Here is a 19,916-nt window from a genome sequence, read left to right as displayed (position 1 = left end):
CCATGCAGACCCATTTCAGTCCCGAACAATTGCTCGATCCCGGTGTCAACGAAGCCGATAAAATTCTGCGTAAATGCGTGCATTGTGGCTTCTGCACGGCGACCTGCCCGACCTATGTGACGCTTGGCAATGAACTCGATAGTCCGCGCGGACGCATTTATCTGATCAAGGATATGCTCGAAAACGGACGTCCGGCGGATGAAGAAGTTGTGCGCCACGTTGATCGATGTCTGTCTTGCCTTTCCTGCATGAGCACCTGTCCGTCGGGTGTCAATTATATGCATCTGGTCGATCATGCGCGTGCGCATATTGAAAAGACCTATAAGCGTCCATTTATGAACCGCTTTCTGCGCGGAGTGCTGGCGCAAGTTCTGCCCTATCCGAGCCGGTTTCGTATTGCACTCAAGCTTGCCAAACTTGGGCGTCCCTTGGCTCCCTTGTTTCGCAAAAGTGAGCGCTTAAAGCCCATTGCAGTCATGCTGGAACTCGCACCGCAAAGTCTTCCCGCCAAAGCGGATCCTATCCAAATCAGCGTAGCCAAGGGCGAAAAGCGCGGGCGTGTTGCGATTTTGAATGGCTGCGCGCAACCCGTGCTTAACCCCGGCATCAATGCCGCGACACTGAGATTGCTCAATCGGTTTGGCATTGAAGTGGTGGCACCAAAGGATGAAGGCTGCTGTGGGTCGCTCGTTCACCACATGGGGCGCGAGGAGCAGGCGCTCGATCAGGCCCGGCACAATGTCGATGTCTGGACGCGGGAGATTGAGGTGGGCGGTCTTGATGCGATTATCGTGACAGCGTCGGGCTGCGGAACGACGATCAAGGATTATGGTTATATGCTGCGGCTCGATCCGGCCTATAAGGATAAAGCTGCGCTTGTATCATCGCTCGCCAAGGATATTACCGAATATCTGACGACCATCGAACTGCCGCAACCCGAAAAGCCGAAGGTGCTGACGGTTGCCTATCATTCGGCTTGCTCCATGCAACATGGCCAGAAGATTGTGCGTCAACCGAAAGACCTGCTTTCAAAAGCCGGGTTCATGGTGAAAGAGCCATTGGAAGGACATCTCTGCTGCGGTTCGGCGGGCACCTATAATATTATGCAGCCGGAGATCGCGACCAAACTTCGCGATCGTAAGGTCAGGAATATTGAGGCGACTGGTGCCGATCTGATTGCGACCGGCAATATTGGTTGTATGACGCAGATCGCAACAGGCAGCAAACTGCCGATTGTGCACACGGTTGAATTGCTCGACTGGGCCTATGGCGGGCCAAAGCCTGTTGTGCTTTCAGGTTCCAGTCTTCACTGACCGCGCATATTTGAGTGGAAAGCCCTTGAAGCCTTTCGTTTCCTTCAGCACGAAAGTCGTCTGCATTTCCTTGATGCGGGGCAGGCGGCGCAGCGTGGACATTGCGAAATCGGCATAGGTATCGAGATCGTGCGATACGACTTGCAGCAGAAAATCGGCGTCGCCGGCAATGCTGTAACAAGTGATAACTTCATCAAGGCTCATCAATTCAGCCGCAAATTGTTCGGCTTCCGCTTCACTGTGACTATCGATTTTGATGCGGACGAAAGCCAGAACGCCAAGTCCAATGGCTTTTCGATCCAGCGTAGCGCGATAACCCTGTATCACGCCGTCTTCCTCCAGTTTGCGAACTTTGCGCCAGCTTGGAGACGTAGACATGCCGACCTGATCAGCGAGCGCCTGATTTGTGAGGCGACCGTCATCCTGCAAGGCTTCAAGAATCCTAATGTCAGATGTATCGAGTGTACCCATGTAGATTTACCTCAGAATCGGCTCTTTCTGGTAAAGCCTACCAGAAATCTATGTAAGGCGGGACAGATAGGCAAGATTGACCTCGTGATGCGGTGTACTTCTCGGTGAGAGATTTCTGTTTCAGGAGCCGTTATGCACGAAGATTTACGCCTCGCTATCATTGTTAATCCAGAACTGCCGCTGGGTCTGCTCGCCAATACGGTTGGCGCAATTTCCATTGGGCTGGGTGCGAAGCTGCCCTTCATTGCCGCCCGACAACTGGTCGATAAAACGGGCGTCTTAATCGACATCAGTTCTGATCGTCCGGTGCCAATTCTTCAGGCTGATGCGGAAACTATTCGGACCATCGCATTAAAAGCAGCGGGTTTTGAAGACCGACAGGCTGTTGTTGCCTTCCCTGCCTTCGCGCGTTCGCTGCATGTTTATGCAGAATATGAAGCGGCTTTTCCTGAAAAACAACTTGCGACCGAGGTAATTGACGGGCTGGGAATTGCAGGCCCATCGAAATGGGTGCGCTCGCTAACGGGCAGCTTGAAACTGCTGCGATAAAAAAAGCCCGGAGAAAACTCCGGGCTTTTCATTTCCATTAAACCACCGAGAACGTCGCAGGGTTCGGTCCGATACGACCGTCTGTCTTGTCCAGCTTGGTGATCGCATCATGGTCGGTGCCATTGAGGCTGAAGTCGAAGACTTCAAAGTTTTCCTTGATGCGTGCTGGCGTAACCGACTTTGGAATAACGATATTGCCGGTTTCGATATGCCAGCGCAGGATGACCTGAGCGACCGATTTGCCGTGCTTTTCAGCAATCGTTTTCAGCGTCGGGTTTTCCAGAATCGTGCCCTGTCCAAGCGGGCTCCAAGCTTCGGTTGCAATGTCATGCTTGCTGTGGAACAGGCGTAACTCGTCCTGCTGAAATTGCGGATGCAATTCGATCTGGTTGATAACCGGAACAACATCGCTTTCTTTGAGAATGCGCTCAAGATCAGCTGTTTGGAAATTCGATACGCCGATCGATTTGGCACGGCCTTCTTCTTTAATCTTGATTAAAGCGCGCCATGTGTCCATGAACAGGTCTTTGGATGGCAACGGCCAATGGATCAGATAGAGATCAACATAATCCGTGCCGAGTTTCTTGAGACTTGCGTCAAAAGCCTTGAGCGTTGACTCATAACCCTGCTCTTTATTCCAGAGTTTTGTCGTGAGATAAATATCGCTGCGCGCGATGCCGGACTCGTTGATTGCCTTGCCGGTGCCTTCTTCATTGCCATAAATGGCAGCAGTATCAATGTGCCGGTAGCCCACTTTCAGCGCTTCGCTGACAGCCGCGATGGCTTCGTCATTGCCAACTTGCCAGACACCGTAACCGAGCTGCGGGATATGATTGCCGTCGTTCAGTTTTACCGCCGGTACGGTCATGTTCAGTCCTTCCCTCTTACATATATACTCTTCATTTTGCTTTTACAGCATATGGGTGTTCGCATGAAAAGTGAAAGACCTTTCGTCTACCTTTGTGCGTAAAGGCGAGTGCTTTTCCTACAAAAACGCCAAAAATTTCAATTCGATGACAAAAAAGCCGTTGTCGCGTTTTGCGACAACGGCCTGAATTTGCGATCAATCAAGGGCTTTGTTCAGCGAACGACAACGCGTGTGCCGACAGGGACACGACCATAAAGATCGCTCACATCTTCGTTACGCATACGGAAACAACCCGAAGACATGGCTTTGCCGATGGTCCATGGCTGATTGGTGCCGTGAATGCGGTAAAGTGTGGAGCCAAGATAAAGCGCGCGTGCACCAAGCGGATTGTTTACCCCGCCCTTCATTTGGGCTGGCAGAATACGACCCTTCTTGCGTTCGCGTTCGATCATCGTCTTGGGGGGCGTCCATGTTGGCCATTCGGCCTTTCGGCTTACTTTCTGGGTGCCTTTCCAACCGAAGCCTTGTTTGCCAACGCCAATACCATAACGACGCGCCTGACCATTTCCTTCGACGAGATAAAGGAAGCGCTTTCCGGTATCGATGACGAGAGTTCCGGGCTTTTCGCCACCGGAATAGGAGACAACCTGCGGCAGGAACATCGGGTCAAGCTGTTGTTTCTTGCGCACAACCTTTGCCGGATTACCGGCAGGACGCTGCTGGCTCACATTTTGAATGCGAGCTTCAGACGGCTGTTTCTTTTTAACAATGGTACGTTTCTGAGGCTGTGCAGGCTCGGCTCGTGGTAATACGCGTACAGCAGGGCCTCCAAGCTGTGCGAGCCAGCGCTGTGATGTTTCACTATCGACCCGAACCGGCGGCTGGGTTGCATAACGATCATTGGCAAAAGCCATGCTGGTCGTGACGATAGAAACGGTGATTGCCGCAATTGATCCGATTAAAAGCAGATGACGTGGTTTCATAAGCCAAATCCGTCTATTCTGCGTCCTGCATTCTCGCTGACGCTGTTGCCCTTCATATCCCTGACATGTCCTGTCAGGAGTACGAACCCGAAATTCATGAGGCTATTGTGCCGGGCAATGGAATCATAAAGGTAAATTTTGGGCCGCCTGGATCGACAGACGGCTTCAAATTGTAGTTGTGGTTAGCGCGAGGTTGCGCGACATGATTAAGAGTTGATGAAAGTTCAGGGGACAGACATGAGCGATGCAGTGCAGGAAAAGACCGGCTTGATCGTAAATGCAGATGGTAGAATGCGTTGTTTCTGGCCCGGTGAGCTGCCTGATTATATCGCCTATCATGACAATGAATGGGGCGTGCCGGTTACAGATGATCGACGTCTGTTTGAGAAGATCTGCCTCGAAGGTTTTCAGTCGGGTCTGTCATGGCTAACGATCCTGCGTAAGCGTGAGAACTTTCGCGCAGCCTTTGATGGCTTCGATTTCAATCGCGTCGCACTTTACGATGACACGGATATTGAGCGGCTGCTTGGCGACAAAGGTATTGTGCGTCATCGCGGTAAGATCGTCTCCACCATCAACAATGCAAATCGAGCCATTGAGCTGGTGAAAGAAAAAGGCTCGCTTGCCGCCTATTTCTGGTCGTTCGAGCCGGGGGCGGAGGATCGCCCGCAGGTTGTGGATTACCCAACCCTTATTGCCAACCCCACAACGGCGACTTCAACGCGTATTTCCAAAGACCTGAAAAAGCGTGGCTGGTCTTTCGTCGGGCCGACCACTGTTTATGCGTTCATGCAGGCCATGGGGCTGGTGAATGACCATATCGAAGGCTGTCATTGTCGCCCGCATATTGAAGACCTAAGAACGTCGTTTGCGCGCCCTTAGGCATTGATTGCGTTTGCATTATTTTTCTGGCAGAAAGCCGCGACAGGAGAAAAAAATGGATCTGACATCGCTTGTGGTTTTTGCCGGTATTCTGGTTGTTGCGGCAGGCACGCCGGGTCCGAATGTTGGCGCTTTGGTTGCGCGGGTTATCAGCCGTGGCCACAAGGGTGTGTTTCCATTCATGTTTGGCCTTTGGCTCGGCGATGCTATCTGGCTCTCACTGGCTGTATGGGGCCTGTCGGCAATTGCTAACAGCTTCCACACTGTTTTCCTTGTTCTTAAATATCTCGGCGTCGCATATCTGATCTATCTTGCATGGAAAATGTGGATTGCACCTGTTGAAACAACAGCAGATGAAAGCGCAATTCCCAGTTATGGTGAAGCAAGAAAGCTGTTTTTCAGCGCGCTGGCTGTAACGCTCGGCAATCCAAAAATCATGGTGTTTTACATAGCGATCCTGCCGACAGTCATCGATATTACGCATGTTTCGGTTGTCGGCTGGCTCGAATTGCTGCTGGTGATGTTTGCGGTTCTGGCTGCAGTCGATAGTGCTTGGGTGGTGCTTGCAGCACAGGCGCGCCGTTTTCTGCGCAGTCCGCGTGCTATGAGAATTGCCAATCGGACAAGTGCCGGGATGATGGCAGGCGCTGCAGTTGCGATAGCCACGCGTTAAGCGCGTCTTTTTAAAACTCTTCCTGCACTTGCCGCACCCCGTTTGATACGTTAGGAAACCGGCAATGAATTTGCCGGTTTTTTCTGGCGTAATATGAACAAAATCAGTGATCAGGCGGGAAAAATGGCCGATAAAGCGGACAAGATGAAGGCGCGGTTGCCGCGCGGGTTTGTCGATCGGGTGCCAGATGATCTGCGTGCCACCGAAAAGATGACCGCGACCATCCGCGAAGTCTACGACCTTTATGGTTTTGAGCCGGTGGAAACGCCGCTTATTGAATATACCGATGCGCTCGGAAAGTTCCTGCCGGATCAGGATCGTCCGAATGAAGGCGTGTTCTCGTTTCAGGATGATGACGAACAGTGGCTGTCGCTGCGCTATGATCTGACTGCGCCGCTGGCGCGCTTCGTGGCTGAAAACTACGAAAGCCTGCCGAAGCCTTATCGCAGCTATCGTAACGGTTGGGTTTTCCGTAACGAAAAGCCGGGCCCGGGTCGTTTCCGTCAGTTCATGCAGTTCGATGCCGATACAGTTGGCGCGCCGAATGTTTCGGCTGATGCTGAAATGTGCATGATGATGGCCGATACTGTTGAACGCCTTGGCATTGCGCGCGGCGATTACGTGATCCGCGTCAACAACCGTAAGGTTCTCGACGGCGTGCTTGAAGCCATTGGCCTTGAAGGCGATGACAATGCTGGCAAGCGTCTAAATGTGTTGCGTGCTATCGATAAGCTCGACAAGTTCGGTGCTGAAGGCGTGCGTCTTCTGCTGGGCAAGGGTCGTCTGGATGAAAGCGGCGATTTCACCAAGGGCGCTCTTCTTGATGATACGGCGGTCGACAAGGTTCTAGCCTTCACCGCTGCCGGTGGCGCAACCGGTGCTGAAACCATCGCCAATTTGCAGGCCGTTGTTGCGGGTAACGCCAAGGGTGAAGAAGGCGTGAAAGAGCTTGCCGATATGGAAGCTTTGTTTGACGCTGGCGGCTATGAAGGTCGCGTGAAGATCGATCCTTCAGTTGTGCGTGGTCTCGAATATTACACTGGTCCGGTGTTTGAAGCCGAGCTTCTGTTTGATGTCACCAACGAAGATGGCCAGAAGGTCGTGTTCGGTTCGGTTGGCGGCGGCGGTCGTTATGACGGTTTGGTGTCACGTTTCCGTGGCGAGCCGGTTCCTGCAACGGGCTTCTCCATCGGCGTTTCGCGTTTGATGACGGCGCTGAAAAACCTCGGCAAGCTGGATGTGTCCGATGTCGTTGGCCCAGTCGTCGTGCTGGTTATGGACAAGGATGCGCAGAGCCTTGGTGGCTATCAGAAGATGGTTTCTCAGCTGCGCCAGGCTGGTATCCGCGCTGAAATGTATGTCGGCGGTTCCGGCATGAAAGCGCAGATGAAATATGCCGACCGTCGTGATGCGCCATGCGTCATCATTCAGGGTTCGCAGGAACGTGAAGCGGGCGAAGTTCAGATCAAGGATCTGATCGAAGGCAAGCGTATCTCTGCCGAGATCGAAGACAATGCAACCTGGCGAGAAAGCCGCCCGGCGCAGGTCACGGTCAAGGAAGAGGGTATTGTTGCGGCAGTGCGCGAAATCCTTGATGCGCAAGCACGTGATCGCGCACAGAAGACGAAGTGACGGATAACATGGCTGGTCAACGTACATCTTTGGTCTTCACGACGCTTCGCGGGCAGCTTGGTGCCAGCGAAGCCGAGCTTGTCGATATTCCGCTGATCCAGCCTGCCGATCCGTTTCTGGATATGGCGGGCGAAGATTTGCGCCGCCGTATTTTTCTTACTGAGAATGAAAATGGCGACAGTCTTTGCCTGCGCCCGGAATTTACCATTCCGGTCTGCCGCAATCATATTGCGCTGAATGCTGCAACTCCAAAGCGTTATGCCTATCTTGGGGAGGTGTTCCGTCAGCGTCGTGATGGTGCTGCTGAATTTCTTCAGGCCGGTATCGAGGATCTTGGTGCAACGGACGAGGCAGCATCCGACGCGCGTTCGATTGCTGATGCGCTGTCCTGTGTTCATGCTGCTGCTCCCAATGCAAAGCTCGAAATCGTGCTAGGCGATCAATCCGTTTTTGCGGGCATGCTGAAAGCTTTGGGCCTTCCGCAAGGATGGCGCAAGAAGCTGCTGCGTGCTTTTGGCGATGAACATACGATGGAAGCAGCTTTTGCCGAGCTGACTGGCGAACAGCGCAGTGACCCGTTGCCGGAAAATCTGGCTGGTCTCGTGGCGCAAGGTGACGAGGCAGGTTTGGCGCGTATGCTGGAAGCAGAAATGCTCGAAGCCGGCATGTCGCCGGGGGCTGGACGCACGCCTGCGGAAATCGCTCGCCGCCTGATCGAGAAGGAAGATCTGGCTGCGGCCCGGTTCCCTTCATCTGCGCTTGAGGTCCTAAAGCGCTTCCTCGCAATCCGTGTGTCGCTTGAAACTGCGGGCATCACGCTTCGCGCTTTTGCCGCTGACAATGCGCTTGACCTGAGCGCTGTCCTGCAAAAATTCGAAGCACGTACCGATGCGATTTATGCTGCTGGAATTGCTGCCGAAGATATTGTCTACGATGCGTCTTTTGGACGGCCGCTCGATTATTACACGGGCCTCGTTTATGAAATCCGTCAGGCTGGTGGCGACAAAGACATGGTGCTGGCCGGTGGCGGTCGTTACGACCGCTTGCTGACTATGCTTGGTGCATCCGAAAATATTCCGGGCGTTGGTTTTTCGATCTGGCTCGACAGGCTTGAGGCGCTGAGCGGAGAACAATCATGACTGTAACGCTCGCACTTCCGTCCAAGGGACGATTGAAAGAGCAGACGCTCGCCGTGCTGGAAAAGGCCGGATATAATGTCATTCTACCAGATGACTCACGCAATTACCGTGCGCGGGTTGAAGGCGAGAATGATCTCGATATTCTGTTTTTGTCGGCATCGGAAATCGCACGCGAGCTTGGCTATGGCAGCGTTGATCTGGGTGTGACGGGTGAAGACCTGATCCGCGAAACGCTTGCTCATGCCGATGAGCGTGTGGCCATTGAAGCAGAGCTTGGTTTTGGTCATGCGGATGTGGTCGTTGCGGTGCCGGAAGTCTGGCGCGATGTGACCACAATGGCCGATCTGGATGATGTTGCTGCAGATTTCCGCCAGCGTCACGGTCGCCGTTTGCGCATTGCCACCAAATACTGGCGCTTGACGCAGCAGTTCTTCTCGCAAAAGCACGGTATTCAGGTCTATCGCATTGTCGAAAGTCTGGGTGCTACCGAAGGCGCACCTGCGGCAGGTTCGGCGGATATGATTGTCGATATCACATCGACCGGCTCAACGCTGACTGCAAACAAGCTCAAAGTGCTTGAAGATGGTATTATCCTGCGCTCGCAGGCTTGTCTGGTTTCAGCACGTCGCAACGAAGCCAATGCAAAAGTTGCAGAGGTCGTTTCGCGTATCCGCAAGGGTCTTGCTGGCTAGCAAAGATTATATCAAATTTAGAAAGCCGGTCTGAAATTCAGACCGGCTTTTTTTATTGTTAGTTTTTAGGCTTGCTACCGACAAGACCATAATAAGCAATGTAGATGTAGCAGATGATTGGCATCAGGAATGCCAGATGAATACCAACGCTATCAGCTAAAGCACCCTGAATAAGCGGGATGATCGCGCCGCCAACAATTGCCAGACACAGAATGCCGGAACCCTGACTGGTGTGCTTGCCAAGACCATGCAATGCCAGACTGAAAATCGTCGGGAACATGATCGAATTGAACAGACCAATTGCCAGAACCGACCACATGGCGACGTGGCCTGTGGTAGCAACGGTGATGAGTAGCAGAATGATTGCCATGGCTGCGTTAAACGTTAGTGCCTTGCCGTCATCTATATAGCGCATTGCAACTGCACCAATGAAGCGGCCAATCATGGCTCCGCCCCAGAAATAGGCAACATAGTGAGCGGCTTCAGCTTCAGCGAGGCCAGCGACATTCGGGTCGCTCAGGAAGTTGACGAGGAAGCTACCAACGCTGACTTCTGCGCCAACATAAACGAAGAGGCCGATGGAGCCGAGCACGAGATGACGATATTGCCAGGCTGAACCGTCTTCCTTGGTGATCACATCCGTTTCTTCTTCCTGCACATCAGGAAGTTTCAGAATCGCGAAAACGATTGCGAGAACTGCGAAAGCCAGTGCAAGCAAAAGATATGGAAACTGCACAGCGTCTGCGTCTGCGGCACTTGCGGCATCAGACGTTGCGGCTGAAAGAATGAGAAATGCACCGAAGATTGGCGCAATGGTCGTGCCAAGCGAATTGAAAGCCTGTGTTAGGGTTAGACGGCTTGCAGCGGTTTCAGGCGCGCCCAGAATGGTGACATAAGGGTTTGCTGCCACCTGAAGAATGGTGACGCCCGATGCCAGAACGAACAGAGCTCCAAGGAAGAGTTCGTAAACGCGATAAGATGCAGCCGGGATAAACAGCGCACAGCCGATGGCAGCGACCACAAGACCGGTTACGATGCCCCATTTATAAGAAATGCGTTTAACCAGTGCACCTGCAGGCAGCGACACAATGAAATATGCGCCGAAGAAGCAGAACTGAATCAGCATCGACTGGAAATAGTTGAGCTGAAAGACACCCTTGAGGTGTGGGATCAGAATGTCGTTGAGACACGTGATGAAGCCCCACATGAAGAACAGCATGGTGAGGCTGGCAAGAGCAAAACTGTAGTTTTTGCTCGAATGAGAGTCAGCACGAAGCTGAGTGTTCGTTGTCGGGGAAACGGCCATTTTTTCTCTACAAACTAAGTTATGAGACACGTCTGGGAGGACGATATGTCTTTCCAAAATTAAAATAGGCAGTTGCATTAACTTACAAGATAACGCGATGCAATCTCTGCGCCTTATAAGTAACAGTTGCGTGTCTTGATAAAGCAGATACTAAAAAAGCCGTGCTGATGAGGCACGGCTTTTTGAATTTGCGTGGAGAGGCTTTGATTAGCCGCGCTTGGCATCGATCGAGATAGAACCTGCACCCTGCAATGTCAGAAGGATCAGACCGCCAGCAATGGCAAGGTTCTTCTGTGCCATCAGAGCGTTCATGCCTTCGGCGAAGTTCATGTGAGCAACGAGAGTTGCGCCAATGGTGAACAGAGCGACGATTGCAGCAGCAAGGCGTGTCTGGAAACCAACGAGAATGGCGAGACCGCCGACAAATTCAATCAGGCCAACAACAATCGCGGTGATGGTTGGCGCTGGAAGGCCGAGGCCAGCAAAGTAACCGGCTGTGCCGGAAATTGCTGTCAGCTTTGCGAAGCCCGCAAGGATGAACAGGATGGAAATGAAAACGCGTGCAACGAGAGTGGCAACGCCATTGCTCTGAGGAGTAATCGAGGACATCAGGGGGTATCTCCAAATTAATATGAGCTACCAAATACATGCCTCAAACTGTCAAGGAAAGATAGATATTCCTCGACAGTTTGTTCGTTTTTTGTGAACAGTTATTCCGGAGCGATCATTTTCTCAGCGCGAACAAGCCGTTCATAGTCTTCTTCAGAGACGTGGCCGCTGCTGAGTGCTTCTTCACGCAAGGTCGTACCATTCTTGTGTGCGGTCTTTGCGATCTTGGCAGCATTGTCGTAGCCGATGGCTGGCGCCAGAGCGGTAACGAGCATCAGCGAGCGTTCCAGAAGATCTTTGATGCGATCTTCATTGGCCTCAATGCCTTCGACGCAATGATCGGCGAAGGAAACCATGGCATCACTCAAGATTCGGATCGACTGCAACACGTTATAAGCAATAACCGGCTTGAAGACGTTAAGCTCAAAATGACCCTGGCTTGCAGCAACCGTCACAGTGGTTTGATTGCCGAAGACCTGCGTGGCGACCATTGTCAGAGCTTCGGCCTGTGTCGGGTTTACCTTACCGGGCATGATTGATGATCCGGGCTCGTTTTCTGGCAGCGAGAGTTCGCCAAGACCCGAACGCGGACCTGAGCCAAGGAAACGAATATCATTAGCGATCTTGAAGAGATCGGCGGCAAGCGAGTTGAGGCTCCCGTGGAAATTTGCGAGCGCGCCATGGCTTGCAAGCGCCTCAAACTTGTTCGGTGCGGTCTTGAAGCTGAGGCCAGTGATTTCGCTCACCGCATCGGCAAAGCCGGTATCGAAGCCTTTCGGCGCGTTGAGACCCGTGCCAACAGCAGTGCCACCCTGCGCCAGCAGGAAGACATCGGCAAGCGACTGTTCAATGCGATGACGCGCATATTCGAGTGCTGCACGATAACCGGAGAATTCCTGTCCGAGTGTGACTGGCGTCGCATCCTGTGTATGGGTGCGGCCAATCTTGATGATGTTTTTGAACGCTTCTTCCTTGTCTTTGAGTGCCTTGGTCAGGTGCTCAAGCGCTGGATAGAGGCGGTTAACGGCTTCAACGGCCGTTGCAATATGGATTGCCGTCGGGAAACTGTCGTTTGACGACTGGCTCATATTGACGTGATCGTTCGGATGAACTGGCTTCTTAGAGCCTAATTCACCGCCGAGAAGTTCAATCGCGCGGTTTGAGATAACCTCGTTGGCATTCATGTTCGACTGCGTGCCGGAGCCAGTCTGCCAGACAACTAGTGGGAAATGATCGTCGAGCTTGCCTTCGATCACTTCCGATGCCGCAACGGCAATCACCTGTCCCAGAACCGGATCAAGCTTGCCCAGCGCAATGTTTGTTTCTGCTGCCGCGCGCTTCACCACACCCAATGCATGGACGAGGGGCAGGGGCATACGCTCGCCGCCGATCTTAAAATTGTGCAAAGAGCGCTGTGTCTGTGCACCCCAGTAACGATCCGAGGCAACGTCAATCGGTCCGAACGTATCTGTTTCGGTACGCGTGGCAGTCATTTTCAGTCTCCGGCTATGGTTTCAGGCAGCAAACGCCCGCCTATCGATTCGAGAATAACAGCATTGGGCGATTATAGGCTACGCCATGCGTCCATGGTAACGCGAAATCGCGTAACCATTTGATAAAATATGATTATAAAAGTCAAATTTTATTGAGCGTTATACGGTATCAAAACCTAGTTATCTTCGTTGTCGTCATCACCGTCATCGGTTTCCGAAATCCACGCAGTCGGCTCGACTTTTTGCTGGGTCTTGCTATCGGTGAAAATCCACCAACCAGTGTCCGTTTCATCCCAATCACCGCCGCCAGCTTTCAGCTTGTCGAGCGAGCGATATTGGCCAACCGACTCATTGCGCTGATCGTCGTCATCGATCCAGACCACGGTTACTTTGCGACCATCTTGCGGAGCCGTCGCTATTGGTAGTTCTTTGCGCATATGATTATCCAATCTCCGTTAACTTAATATAATCATAGGGCGAAACAGCATTGCGACAAGCCGGGAGAACCCAGCTTGTCGCCAATTATTTATCCGAGGCGAGCGGCTTTCAAAGCGTGGCCCCACCAGGCCAACTGGTCGAGCATATTCTTTGCCGCTTCAGCGAGATGCGGGAAATCATCCAGCGTGTTCTCTTTTTTGACAACGGCAAGGTAATCCGGGAACAGGATATGGACGCCAGTCTTCACCGACATGGACGACATTTCAACGGCAATCATGCGGAGCTGCTCAACAGCGCGAGCACCACCAACGCCACCATGGCCGACAAAGCCCATTGGCTTCTGAATCCAGTCACCATAGTCGATGGCGTTTTTCAAAACAGCCGTGGGGGCATGGTTATATTCAGCCGCAGTGAGGATGTAAGCGTCAAACGTGCGAAGCTTGGTTTTCCACTTATCGGCGGTTTCTGCCTGTGCGGTTGTCGTTGCACTATCGCCATAAAAGCCCATTGGGTAATCGGCAAGATCCAGAACTTCAACCTCGAACTCAGGGCGTTGAGCGGCAACCTTCGCAATCCATTCTGCCGATACGGGCGAGAAACGCTGTTCGCGGGTACTGCCGACAATCACGGCGACTTTTAGCTTGCTCATGGGTGTTTCCTTTTTGATGGTAACCAATGGAAACTAACGCTATACTGGTGACTGGATCAGGCGCAAGGAGGCACTTTTATGAAACCCGGTGACTTCGAGGAAACCAGTGCTTGCAGGGCTGTGACTGATATTCTGTCGCGCGTCGGCGATAAGTGGACTGTCCTGGTGGTGAGCTATCTTGGAAATGGTCCGATGCGCTTTAATGAACTGCGTCGCACGGTGAATGGTATTTCCCAGAAAATGCTCACGACGACGGTACGCAATTTGGAACGTGACGGGTTCGTATCGCGAACCGTTTTTCCGACTATTCCGCCCAAGGTGGAATATGAATTGACCGATCTGGGCCGTGATTTGCTGAAGCCTGTCCGTGCTTTGGGTGAATGGGCCATTGCCAATGAAGCACATGTCATGATGGCGCGGGTGCATTATGACGCACGTGCGGCTGGTGATGATGTGCGGGCAGAAGCGGCTGAATAGGGATCAATAAGCGAGGGGCATAAAAGTGGAAAGGCAGGCTTGCGCCTGCCTTTCCTGTTGCCTGAGACAAGACTTCCAAGTGCGGGGGCAAATAGGAAGTCTATCTCGTATTACACTCGCGATTGACCATGAAAGCCGGGGAATGTAAATCAGAAAATTCTAAAATACGGGGTCTATCTACGGAAAAGCTCGATTTAGATGAATTTTCTATAAATCACAAAGAGTTACGCAATGTAAAAAAGGCGACCCGAAGGTCGCCTTTTCTATAGTTCAGAGCGTGTTTTATAGACTTCTTAGAAATCCATGCCGCCCATACCGCCCATACCGCCAGGCATGCCAGCAGGAGCTGCATCCTTCTTAGGCAGTTCAGCGATCATGGCTTCAGTGGTGATCAGAAGACCAGCAATCGAAGCTGCGTTCTGCAGAGCAGTACGAACAACCTTAACTGGATCAACAACGCCAGACTTGATCAGATCGCCATACTCACCATTGGCTGTGTTGTAGCCGTAGTTTTCTGAGGAGTTTTCAAGGATCTTGCCAACGATAACCGAAGCTTCTTCACCAGCATTGGTCGTGATCTGGCGAGCAGGAGCCTGCAGAGCGCGACGAACGATGTTGATACCAGCATCCTGATCAGCGTTTGCACCCTTAGCAACGATCTGAGCCGAAGCGCGGAGCAGAGCAGTACCACCACCAGCAACGATACCTTCTTCAACCGCAGCGCGGGTTGCGTTCAGGGCGTCGTCAACGCGGTCCTTCTTTTCCTTAACTTCGATTTCAGTTGCACCGCCAACGCGGATAACTGCAACGCCGCCAGCAAGCTTAGCAAGACGTTCCTGAAGCTTTTCACGATCGTAGTCAGAAGTGGTTTCTTCAACCTGCTGCTTGATCTGTGCAACGCGTGCGTCGATTTCAGCCTTCTGGCCTGCACCGTCAACAATCGTTGTGTTTTCCTTCGAGATCGAAACCTTCTTTGCACGGCCGAGCATGTCGAGCGTAACGGTTTCGAGCTTGATGCCGAGGTCTTCGGAAATAACCTGACCGCCGGTGAGGATTGCGATGTCTTCGAGCATTGCCTTACGACGATCGCCGAAGCCAGGAGCCTTAACAGCAGCAATCTTCAGGCCGCCACGCAGCTTGTTAACAACGAGAGTTGCAAGCGCTTCGCCTTCTACGTCTTCAGCGATGATGACGAGTGGCTTCGAGGTCTGAACAACAGCTTCGAGAACTGGCAGAAGAGCCTGAAGGTTCGAAAGCTTCTTTTCGTGCAGAAGGATGTATGCGTCTTCGAGGTCCGCAATCATCTTTTCTGGGTTAGTTACGAAATATGGCGACAGGTAGCCGCGGTCGAACTGCATGCCTTCAACGACTTCGAGTTCGGTTTCAGCGGTCTTGGCTTCTTCAACCGTGATAACGCCTTCGTTGCCGACTTTCTGCATCGCTTCAGCGATCATCTTGCCGATTTCGGCTTCGCCGTTAGCGGAGATTGTGCCAACCTGTGCAACTTCTTCCGAAGTGTTGATCTTCTTGGCCTTGCCGAGAAGGTTTGCAACAACTTCAGTCACAGCCAGATCGATGCCGCGCTTCAGGTCCATTGGGTTCATGCCGGCAGCAACAGCTTTTGCGCCTTCCTGAACGATAGCCTGACCGAGAACGGTCGCAGTGGTCGTGCCGTCACCAGCAGTGTCGTTGGTCTTGGAAGCAACTTCGCGCAGCATCTGTGCGCCCATGTTTTCGAACTTGTCTTCAAGTTCGATTTCCTTAGCGACCGATACGCCGTCCTTGGTGATGCGTGGAGCGCCGAAGGACTTGTCGATAACAACGTTACGACCCTTAGGGCCGAGCGTTACCTTAACAGCGTCAGCGAGGATATCGACGCCGCGCAGCATCTTTTCGCGCGCAGTGCGGCCGAATTTTACTTCTTTAGCAGCCATTTTACTCTCCTGGGAAATATCCCGGTCAGATTATGGTGAATTGATTTCTGGTAAGAGCGAAGCCGCTCTAAAGGCTGAATCAGCTTACGATGCCCAGCCGGAGGCGTTAGCCGACAATACCCAGAATGTCGGATTCTTTCATGATCAGCAGGTCTTCGCCGCCGATCTTGACTTCGGTGCCCGACCACTTGCCGAACAGAACCTTGTCGCCAGCCTTCACTTCAAGAGCGATCAGCTTGCCAGCTTCGTCACGGGCGCCAGCGCCTGCAGCGACGATTTCGCCTTCCTGTGGCTTTTCCTTAGCGGTGTCAGGGATAATGATGCCGCCAGCAGTCTTAGCTTCCGATTCAACGCGACGAACGACGACGCGGTCATGAAGCGGGCGGAACTTGATATCAGCCATGGTATAACCCTTGGTGTTATAGACGTTGAACCCTGTTACGGATCGACCCGATCCGCGCTTATTAGCACTCCTTCTTGTTGAGTGCTAACGTGCCACTGAGATAGAAGCGCACCTATTATTTGTCAAGGATCGTTGCCGTTTTTTGACAGTTCGGAAAATAAAATCCGCCGATAAGCGCTGTTGCGGCACAACTGTGCTTTGCTAAGCATGTGGGGAATATACAGCCCCTCGGCAAGCTGGACGGAAAAATAACGTCGCGCGCTTGGTTATATTCAGGAAATAGCGCTTTTGGTTAACACTATTCCTTGATGGGGCTGTTCATTTGGACGCGTGCGCTTCAAGCCGGGTGACATGGCGGGCTCATTCTTGTAGAGGAGACCGCATGGTGCGACTGCGCATCTTCCGATTTAACCGGTGATAGGCCGGAGGAAATGTATTGAGGAAAACAATGAAGCTGCCTGAACGCCTTGACGATCTGACGGATGGATATGATGCGATCTTCTGTGATGTTTGGGGCGTTTTGCATAATGGCGAAGTTGCATTCGCCTCTGCGGTCGCGGCACTTAAACGTGCGCGAGCTAAGGGCATCACTGTTGTTCTCGTAACCAATGCGCCGCGCCCGTTTGGTAGCGTGATCGCGCAAATGACGCTGCTAGGCGTGCCAGAAGACGCTTATGATCGCGTTGTTACGTCGGGTGATGTTACCCGCGATTTGATCATTGAAGGTCCGCGCAAGATTTTCCATATCGGCAGTGAACGTGAACTGGCGATCTATGAAGGTCTCGATGTCGAACTGGTTGAAGAATTTGAAGCCGCTGGTGTTGTCTGCACAGGGCTTTATGACGACGAAACCGAGACCCCTGAAAATTATGCTGAGTTGTTGCAGCGCATCCGCTCACGCAATCTGCCTTTCATTTGTGCCAATCCCGACATTATGGTTGAACGTGGTCCGCGCCTGATCTGGTGTGGTGGTGCACTTGCGCGCGAGTATAGCCAGCTTGGTGGTCGTACGCTGATCGCCGGAAAGCCACATCGCCCAATTTATGAAGCCGCATCGAAAGCCGTTGAAGAAGTTCGCGGACAGGCCGTTGATAAGTCTCGTATTCTTGGCATCGGTGATGGCGTGCTGACGGATGTGAAGGGCGCTGCGGATTACGGTCTCGACGTGCTTTACATTTCGGGCGGTGTTCATGCAGCCGATTATGCGTTGGATGGTCATGTTGATCTCGACAGAATGACTGCTTTCCTGCAAAAACATGGACATTCTCCCATCGCCTCGCTTTATGCTCTTGTCTGATACCTGTTTCGAGAATCTGCTTCGACCATGACAAAATCTGCTTTTCAGCGTCTTTCAGGAACAGATGCATTGCCGCTTACGCTGCGTGATTGCGTGGTGGCGATTGGCAACTTCGATGGTGTTCATCGCGGTCATCAGGCTGTGCTAGAGCGCGCGCTGGAATTAGCAGATCGGGATAATCTACCCGCAGTTGTTTTGACGTTTGAGCCGCATCCGCGCAGTTTCTTCAAACCTGATGAGCCTATCGAACGGCTCACCGATGCGGTCGAAAAAGCGGAAATCCTTCGGTTGATGGGGTTTGATGCCGTGGTCGAGCAGCCGTTTACGGCTGAATTCTCGGGCCAGTCCGCTGAAGATTTTGTGCGTAATATCCTCGTCGATCGGCTGCATGCCAGCCGCGTCGTGACTGGCTATGATTTTCATTTCGGCAAAGGACGCCGGGGCACACCGCAATTTCTGGAAGAGGCCGGTCAATCATCAGGCTTTAGTGTGTCCCTCGTAGATGCATTTAGCGATGAAGGTGGCAATCTCGTTTCATCAACGCGTGTTCGCTCGCTCTTATGTGCTGGTGAAGTGGCGGAAGCGGCAGGCTTGCTTGGCTATCGCTATCGCGTGAGTGGCGAAGTCATCCACGGGCAGAAACTTGGTCGCACCCTTGGTTTTCCGACCGCCAATATGGTGATTGACGATCACGTTAGTCTGAAACACGGTATTTACGCCGTTCGATTCCGCAGAGCAGATGGCGTGCTGCATGATGGTGTTGCGAGCTTTGGCCGACGTCCAACAGTGGCAAGTGATGGAAAGCCGCTGCTCGAAACATTTGTTTTTGATTTTACCGGCGATCTCTATGGCGAAATCGTTGAAGTTTCTTTCTTCGGCTATCTGCGCGGCGAAGTGAAATTCGACGGTCTTGATCCGCTGATTGCGCAGATGAAACGTGACGAAGAAGAATCACGAGCGATTTTGGCGGGTGCAAAACCCTTGTCAGAACTGGATCGACTTCTGTCATTTCCAGCATATTAGTGTTTACTTGCAACACTTGGATAAAGATGTGCTGATGTTTCTACCTCTGATTTAAGTTTAATTTTACATATTCCGTTCAACAGTAATAAATATCCCTAAATTTTATGGGGAACTGTTTTTCGGAGTTTCATGTGACGCGTATTGTCCCTCTCGCCTTTGTTACAGGCGCCGCATTGTTCGTTGGTCCTCTTTCGGTCATTGCCGCAGATATGCAGCAGACAGATGTTTATGCGACTCAGGAAGTGAAGCCTGCCCGCAAATATCCGTGGTCGGGCGACTGGTATCTAAAGGTCGGCGCAGCCGGAATGATTGCGCCAAAGTTTGAGGGATCAAACAAGTATCGTTTTTCAGGACAGCCGCTGATTTCGCTTGGTCGTCAGGGCGAATATGAGCGTTTTTCCTCGCGCAATGACAATGCGGCCTTTGCTTTCATCGACACGGATCGTTTCCGTGCAGGTGCAGTTGGCAAGCTGATGTTCAAGCGCGACACAGACATTGATGGCATCAAGGAAACAAAATTCGGTGGTGAAGCCGGTGGTTTTGTCGATGTATATCCAACCGATTGGCTGCGTGTTCGCGGTGAAGTGCGCCACGGTATCCGTGCGCATAAGGGCGTTGTCGCTGATATCGCGGCAGATGCTTTTTATGACGTGACACCTGTTGTGCGTGTTTCGGCTGGCCCGCGCGCTACCTTTGCTTCTAAAGATTATATGCGCACTTATTATGGTGTGACAGCTGAAGAATCCGTGGCTTCTGGTCTGAAAGAATATCGTCCGGGCGGCGGTTGGGAATCAGTCGGTGTTGGAGGTGCTGTGACGTGGCGTGCGACTGAAAAAATCGACACAAGTCTTTTTGGCGAATATAGCCGTCTTCAGGACAAAGCCAAAAATTCGAGCATCGTGAAAGAACATGGTTCTGCAAACCAGTTCACAGTCGGCGTTTCGGCAACTTATCGTTTCGATTTCTCGCTGGATTGATCAAACCAAGCCAATCTGTAAAGTTTTCAATCTGTAAAGTTTATTGGGGCAGGGCTGCAAGTTTATTGCGCCCTGCCTCTTTATTCCTGCGAAGGTCATTGCTAAAAG

21 protein-coding genes are annotated in these 19,916 nt (G+C 52.3%); 11 read left to right on the top strand and 10 right to left on the bottom strand.

Annotated features, from left to right (window positions below; genetic code table 11):
- The first annotated feature begins 2 nt into the window (after window positions 1–2).
- Window positions 3–1,313, top strand: coding sequence for a glycolate oxidase subunit GlcF (gene glcF, locus ACOZHT_RS21135; protein ID WP_339512201.1), 1,311 nt, complete (start codon window positions 3–5; stop codon window positions 1,311–1,313).
- Here glcF and ACOZHT_RS21130 read toward each other — a convergent pair.
- Window positions 1,293–1,784 carry an Lrp/AsnC family transcriptional regulator gene (locus ACOZHT_RS21130; RefSeq protein WP_339512203.1) on the bottom strand — a complete coding sequence of 164 codons (492 nt, stop codon included), beginning with the start codon at window positions 1,782–1,784 and terminating at the stop codon, window positions 1,293–1,295. The genes glcF and ACOZHT_RS21130 overlap by 21 nt on opposite strands.
- Before the next feature lie 132 nt (window positions 1,785–1,916).
- Between ACOZHT_RS21130 and ACOZHT_RS21125 the strand changes: the two genes are divergently transcribed.
- Window positions 1,917–2,333: a DUF2000 domain-containing protein gene (locus ACOZHT_RS21125; protein ID WP_339512205.1), complete on the top strand. Its 417-nt coding sequence runs from the start codon at window positions 1,917–1,919 to the stop codon at window positions 2,331–2,333.
- A 37-nt stretch (window positions 2,334–2,370) separates the two neighbouring features.
- Here ACOZHT_RS21125 and ACOZHT_RS21120 read toward each other — a convergent pair whose 3' ends face one another.
- Window positions 2,371–3,201, bottom strand: coding sequence for an aldo/keto reductase (locus ACOZHT_RS21120; RefSeq protein ID WP_339512207.1), 831 nt, complete (start codon window positions 3,199–3,201; stop codon window positions 2,371–2,373).
- A 212-nt stretch (window positions 3,202–3,413) separates the two neighbouring features.
- Window positions 3,414–4,184, bottom strand: coding sequence for a L,D-transpeptidase (locus ACOZHT_RS21115; protein ID WP_339512209.1), 771 nt, complete (start codon window positions 4,182–4,184; stop codon window positions 3,414–3,416).
- Between the two features lie 237 nt (window positions 4,185–4,421).
- On the opposite strand from ACOZHT_RS21115, the gene ACOZHT_RS21110 reads away from it, so the two are divergent.
- The 5 genes from ACOZHT_RS21110 to hisG all read left to right on the top strand — a co-directional run bounded on the left by ACOZHT_RS21110 (window position 4,422) and on the right by hisG (window position 9,202).
- Window positions 4,422–5,066 (top strand): DNA-3-methyladenine glycosylase I, encoded by a 645-nt coding sequence (locus ACOZHT_RS21110; RefSeq protein WP_339512211.1) that lies wholly within the window; start codon window positions 4,422–4,424, stop codon window positions 5,064–5,066.
- A gap of 55 nt (window positions 5,067–5,121) precedes the next feature.
- Window positions 5,122–5,739 (top strand): LysE family translocator, encoded by a 618-nt coding sequence (locus tag ACOZHT_RS21105; RefSeq protein ID WP_310015919.1) that lies wholly within the window; start codon window positions 5,122–5,124, stop codon window positions 5,737–5,739.
- A gap of 123 nt (window positions 5,740–5,862) precedes the next feature.
- A complete protein-coding gene (hisS, locus tag ACOZHT_RS21100) occupies window positions 5,863–7,371 on the top strand; it encodes a histidine--tRNA ligase (protein WP_339512213.1) in 1,509 nt (502 codons plus the stop codon).
- 8 nt (window positions 7,372–7,379) lie between these two features.
- On the top strand, window positions 7,380–8,510 hold the full coding sequence (locus tag ACOZHT_RS21095) for an ATP phosphoribosyltransferase regulatory subunit (RefSeq protein WP_339512215.1): 1,131 nt from the start codon (window positions 7,380–7,382) through the stop codon (window positions 8,508–8,510).
- Complete coding sequence (gene hisG / locus ACOZHT_RS21090; protein WP_339512217.1) at window positions 8,507–9,202, top strand: ATP phosphoribosyltransferase; 696 nt, start codon at window positions 8,507–8,509, stop codon at window positions 9,200–9,202. The genes ACOZHT_RS21095 and hisG overlap by 4 nt, the downstream gene beginning before the upstream one ends.
- 58 nt (window positions 9,203–9,260) lie before the next feature.
- Here hisG and ACOZHT_RS21085 read toward each other — a convergent pair whose 3' ends face one another.
- The 5 genes from ACOZHT_RS21085 to ACOZHT_RS21065 form a co-directional block, all read right to left on the bottom strand.
- Window positions 9,261–10,508, bottom strand: coding sequence for a sugar MFS transporter (locus tag ACOZHT_RS21085; protein ID WP_339512219.1), 1,248 nt, complete (start codon window positions 10,506–10,508; stop codon window positions 9,261–9,263).
- Between the two features lie 207 nt (window positions 10,509–10,715).
- Window positions 10,716–11,117 (bottom strand): DoxX family protein, encoded by a 402-nt coding sequence (locus tag ACOZHT_RS21080; protein WP_339512221.1) that lies wholly within the window; start codon window positions 11,115–11,117, stop codon window positions 10,716–10,718.
- A 101-nt stretch (window positions 11,118–11,218) separates the two neighbouring features.
- Entirely contained in the window at window positions 11,219–12,610 is a 1,392-nt protein-coding gene (fumC, locus tag ACOZHT_RS21075) for a class II fumarate hydratase (protein WP_339512223.1), read from the bottom strand.
- Between the two features lie 176 nt (window positions 12,611–12,786).
- The gene (locus ACOZHT_RS21070) at window positions 12,787–13,047 is read right to left on the bottom strand and encodes a hypothetical protein (RefSeq protein ID WP_339512225.1); all 261 of its coding nucleotides are present in this window, start codon (window positions 13,045–13,047) and stop codon (window positions 12,787–12,789) included.
- An 89-nt stretch (window positions 13,048–13,136) separates the two neighbouring features.
- Window positions 13,137–13,697 (bottom strand): NAD(P)H-dependent oxidoreductase, encoded by a 561-nt coding sequence (locus tag ACOZHT_RS21065; protein ID WP_339512226.1) that lies wholly within the window; start codon window positions 13,695–13,697, stop codon window positions 13,137–13,139.
- 78 nt (window positions 13,698–13,775) lie between these two features.
- On the opposite strand from ACOZHT_RS21065, the gene ACOZHT_RS21060 reads away from it, so the two are divergent.
- Window positions 13,776–14,174 carry a helix-turn-helix domain-containing protein gene (locus tag ACOZHT_RS21060; RefSeq protein ID WP_339512227.1) on the top strand — a complete coding sequence of 133 codons (399 nt, stop codon included), beginning with the start codon at window positions 13,776–13,778 and terminating at the stop codon, window positions 14,172–14,174.
- A gap of 293 nt (window positions 14,175–14,467) precedes the next feature.
- Here ACOZHT_RS21060 and groL read toward each other — a convergent pair whose 3' ends face one another.
- Window positions 14,468–16,108, bottom strand: coding sequence for a chaperonin GroEL (groL, locus tag ACOZHT_RS21055; RefSeq protein WP_339512228.1), 1,641 nt, complete (start codon window positions 16,106–16,108; stop codon window positions 14,468–14,470).
- A gap of 106 nt (window positions 16,109–16,214) precedes the next feature.
- Complete coding sequence (gene groES / locus ACOZHT_RS21050) at window positions 16,215–16,511, bottom strand: co-chaperone GroES (protein WP_105545271.1); 297 nt, start codon at window positions 16,509–16,511, stop codon at window positions 16,215–16,217.
- A 448-nt stretch (window positions 16,512–16,959) separates the two neighbouring features.
- Here groES and ACOZHT_RS21045 point away from each other — a divergent pair, with 448 nt between their 5' ends.
- The 3 genes from ACOZHT_RS21045 (at window position 16,960) to ACOZHT_RS21035 (ending at window position 19,808) form a co-directional block, all read left to right on the top strand.
- Window positions 16,960–17,808: a TIGR01459 family HAD-type hydrolase gene (locus ACOZHT_RS21045; RefSeq protein WP_339512231.1), complete on the top strand. Its 849-nt coding sequence runs from the start codon at window positions 16,960–16,962 to the stop codon at window positions 17,806–17,808.
- Between the two features lie 27 nt (window positions 17,809–17,835).
- Window positions 17,836–18,831: a bifunctional riboflavin kinase/FAD synthetase gene (locus ACOZHT_RS21040; protein WP_310015898.1), complete on the top strand. Its 996-nt coding sequence runs from the start codon at window positions 17,836–17,838 to the stop codon at window positions 18,829–18,831.
- 131 nt (window positions 18,832–18,962) lie between these two features.
- Window positions 18,963–19,808, top strand: coding sequence for a MipA/OmpV family protein (locus ACOZHT_RS21035; RefSeq protein WP_339512235.1), 846 nt, complete (start codon window positions 18,963–18,965; stop codon window positions 19,806–19,808).
- Window positions 19,809–19,916 lie beyond the last annotated feature (108 nt).

It is taken from the genome of Ochrobactrum sp. EDr1-4, assembly GCF_049199085.1.
Taxonomy (GTDB): Bacteria; Pseudomonadota; Alphaproteobacteria; order Rhizobiales; family Rhizobiaceae; genus Brucella.
Note: the sequence above shows the minus strand (reverse complement) of the source record. Positions and strands in the feature narration are given on the sequence as shown.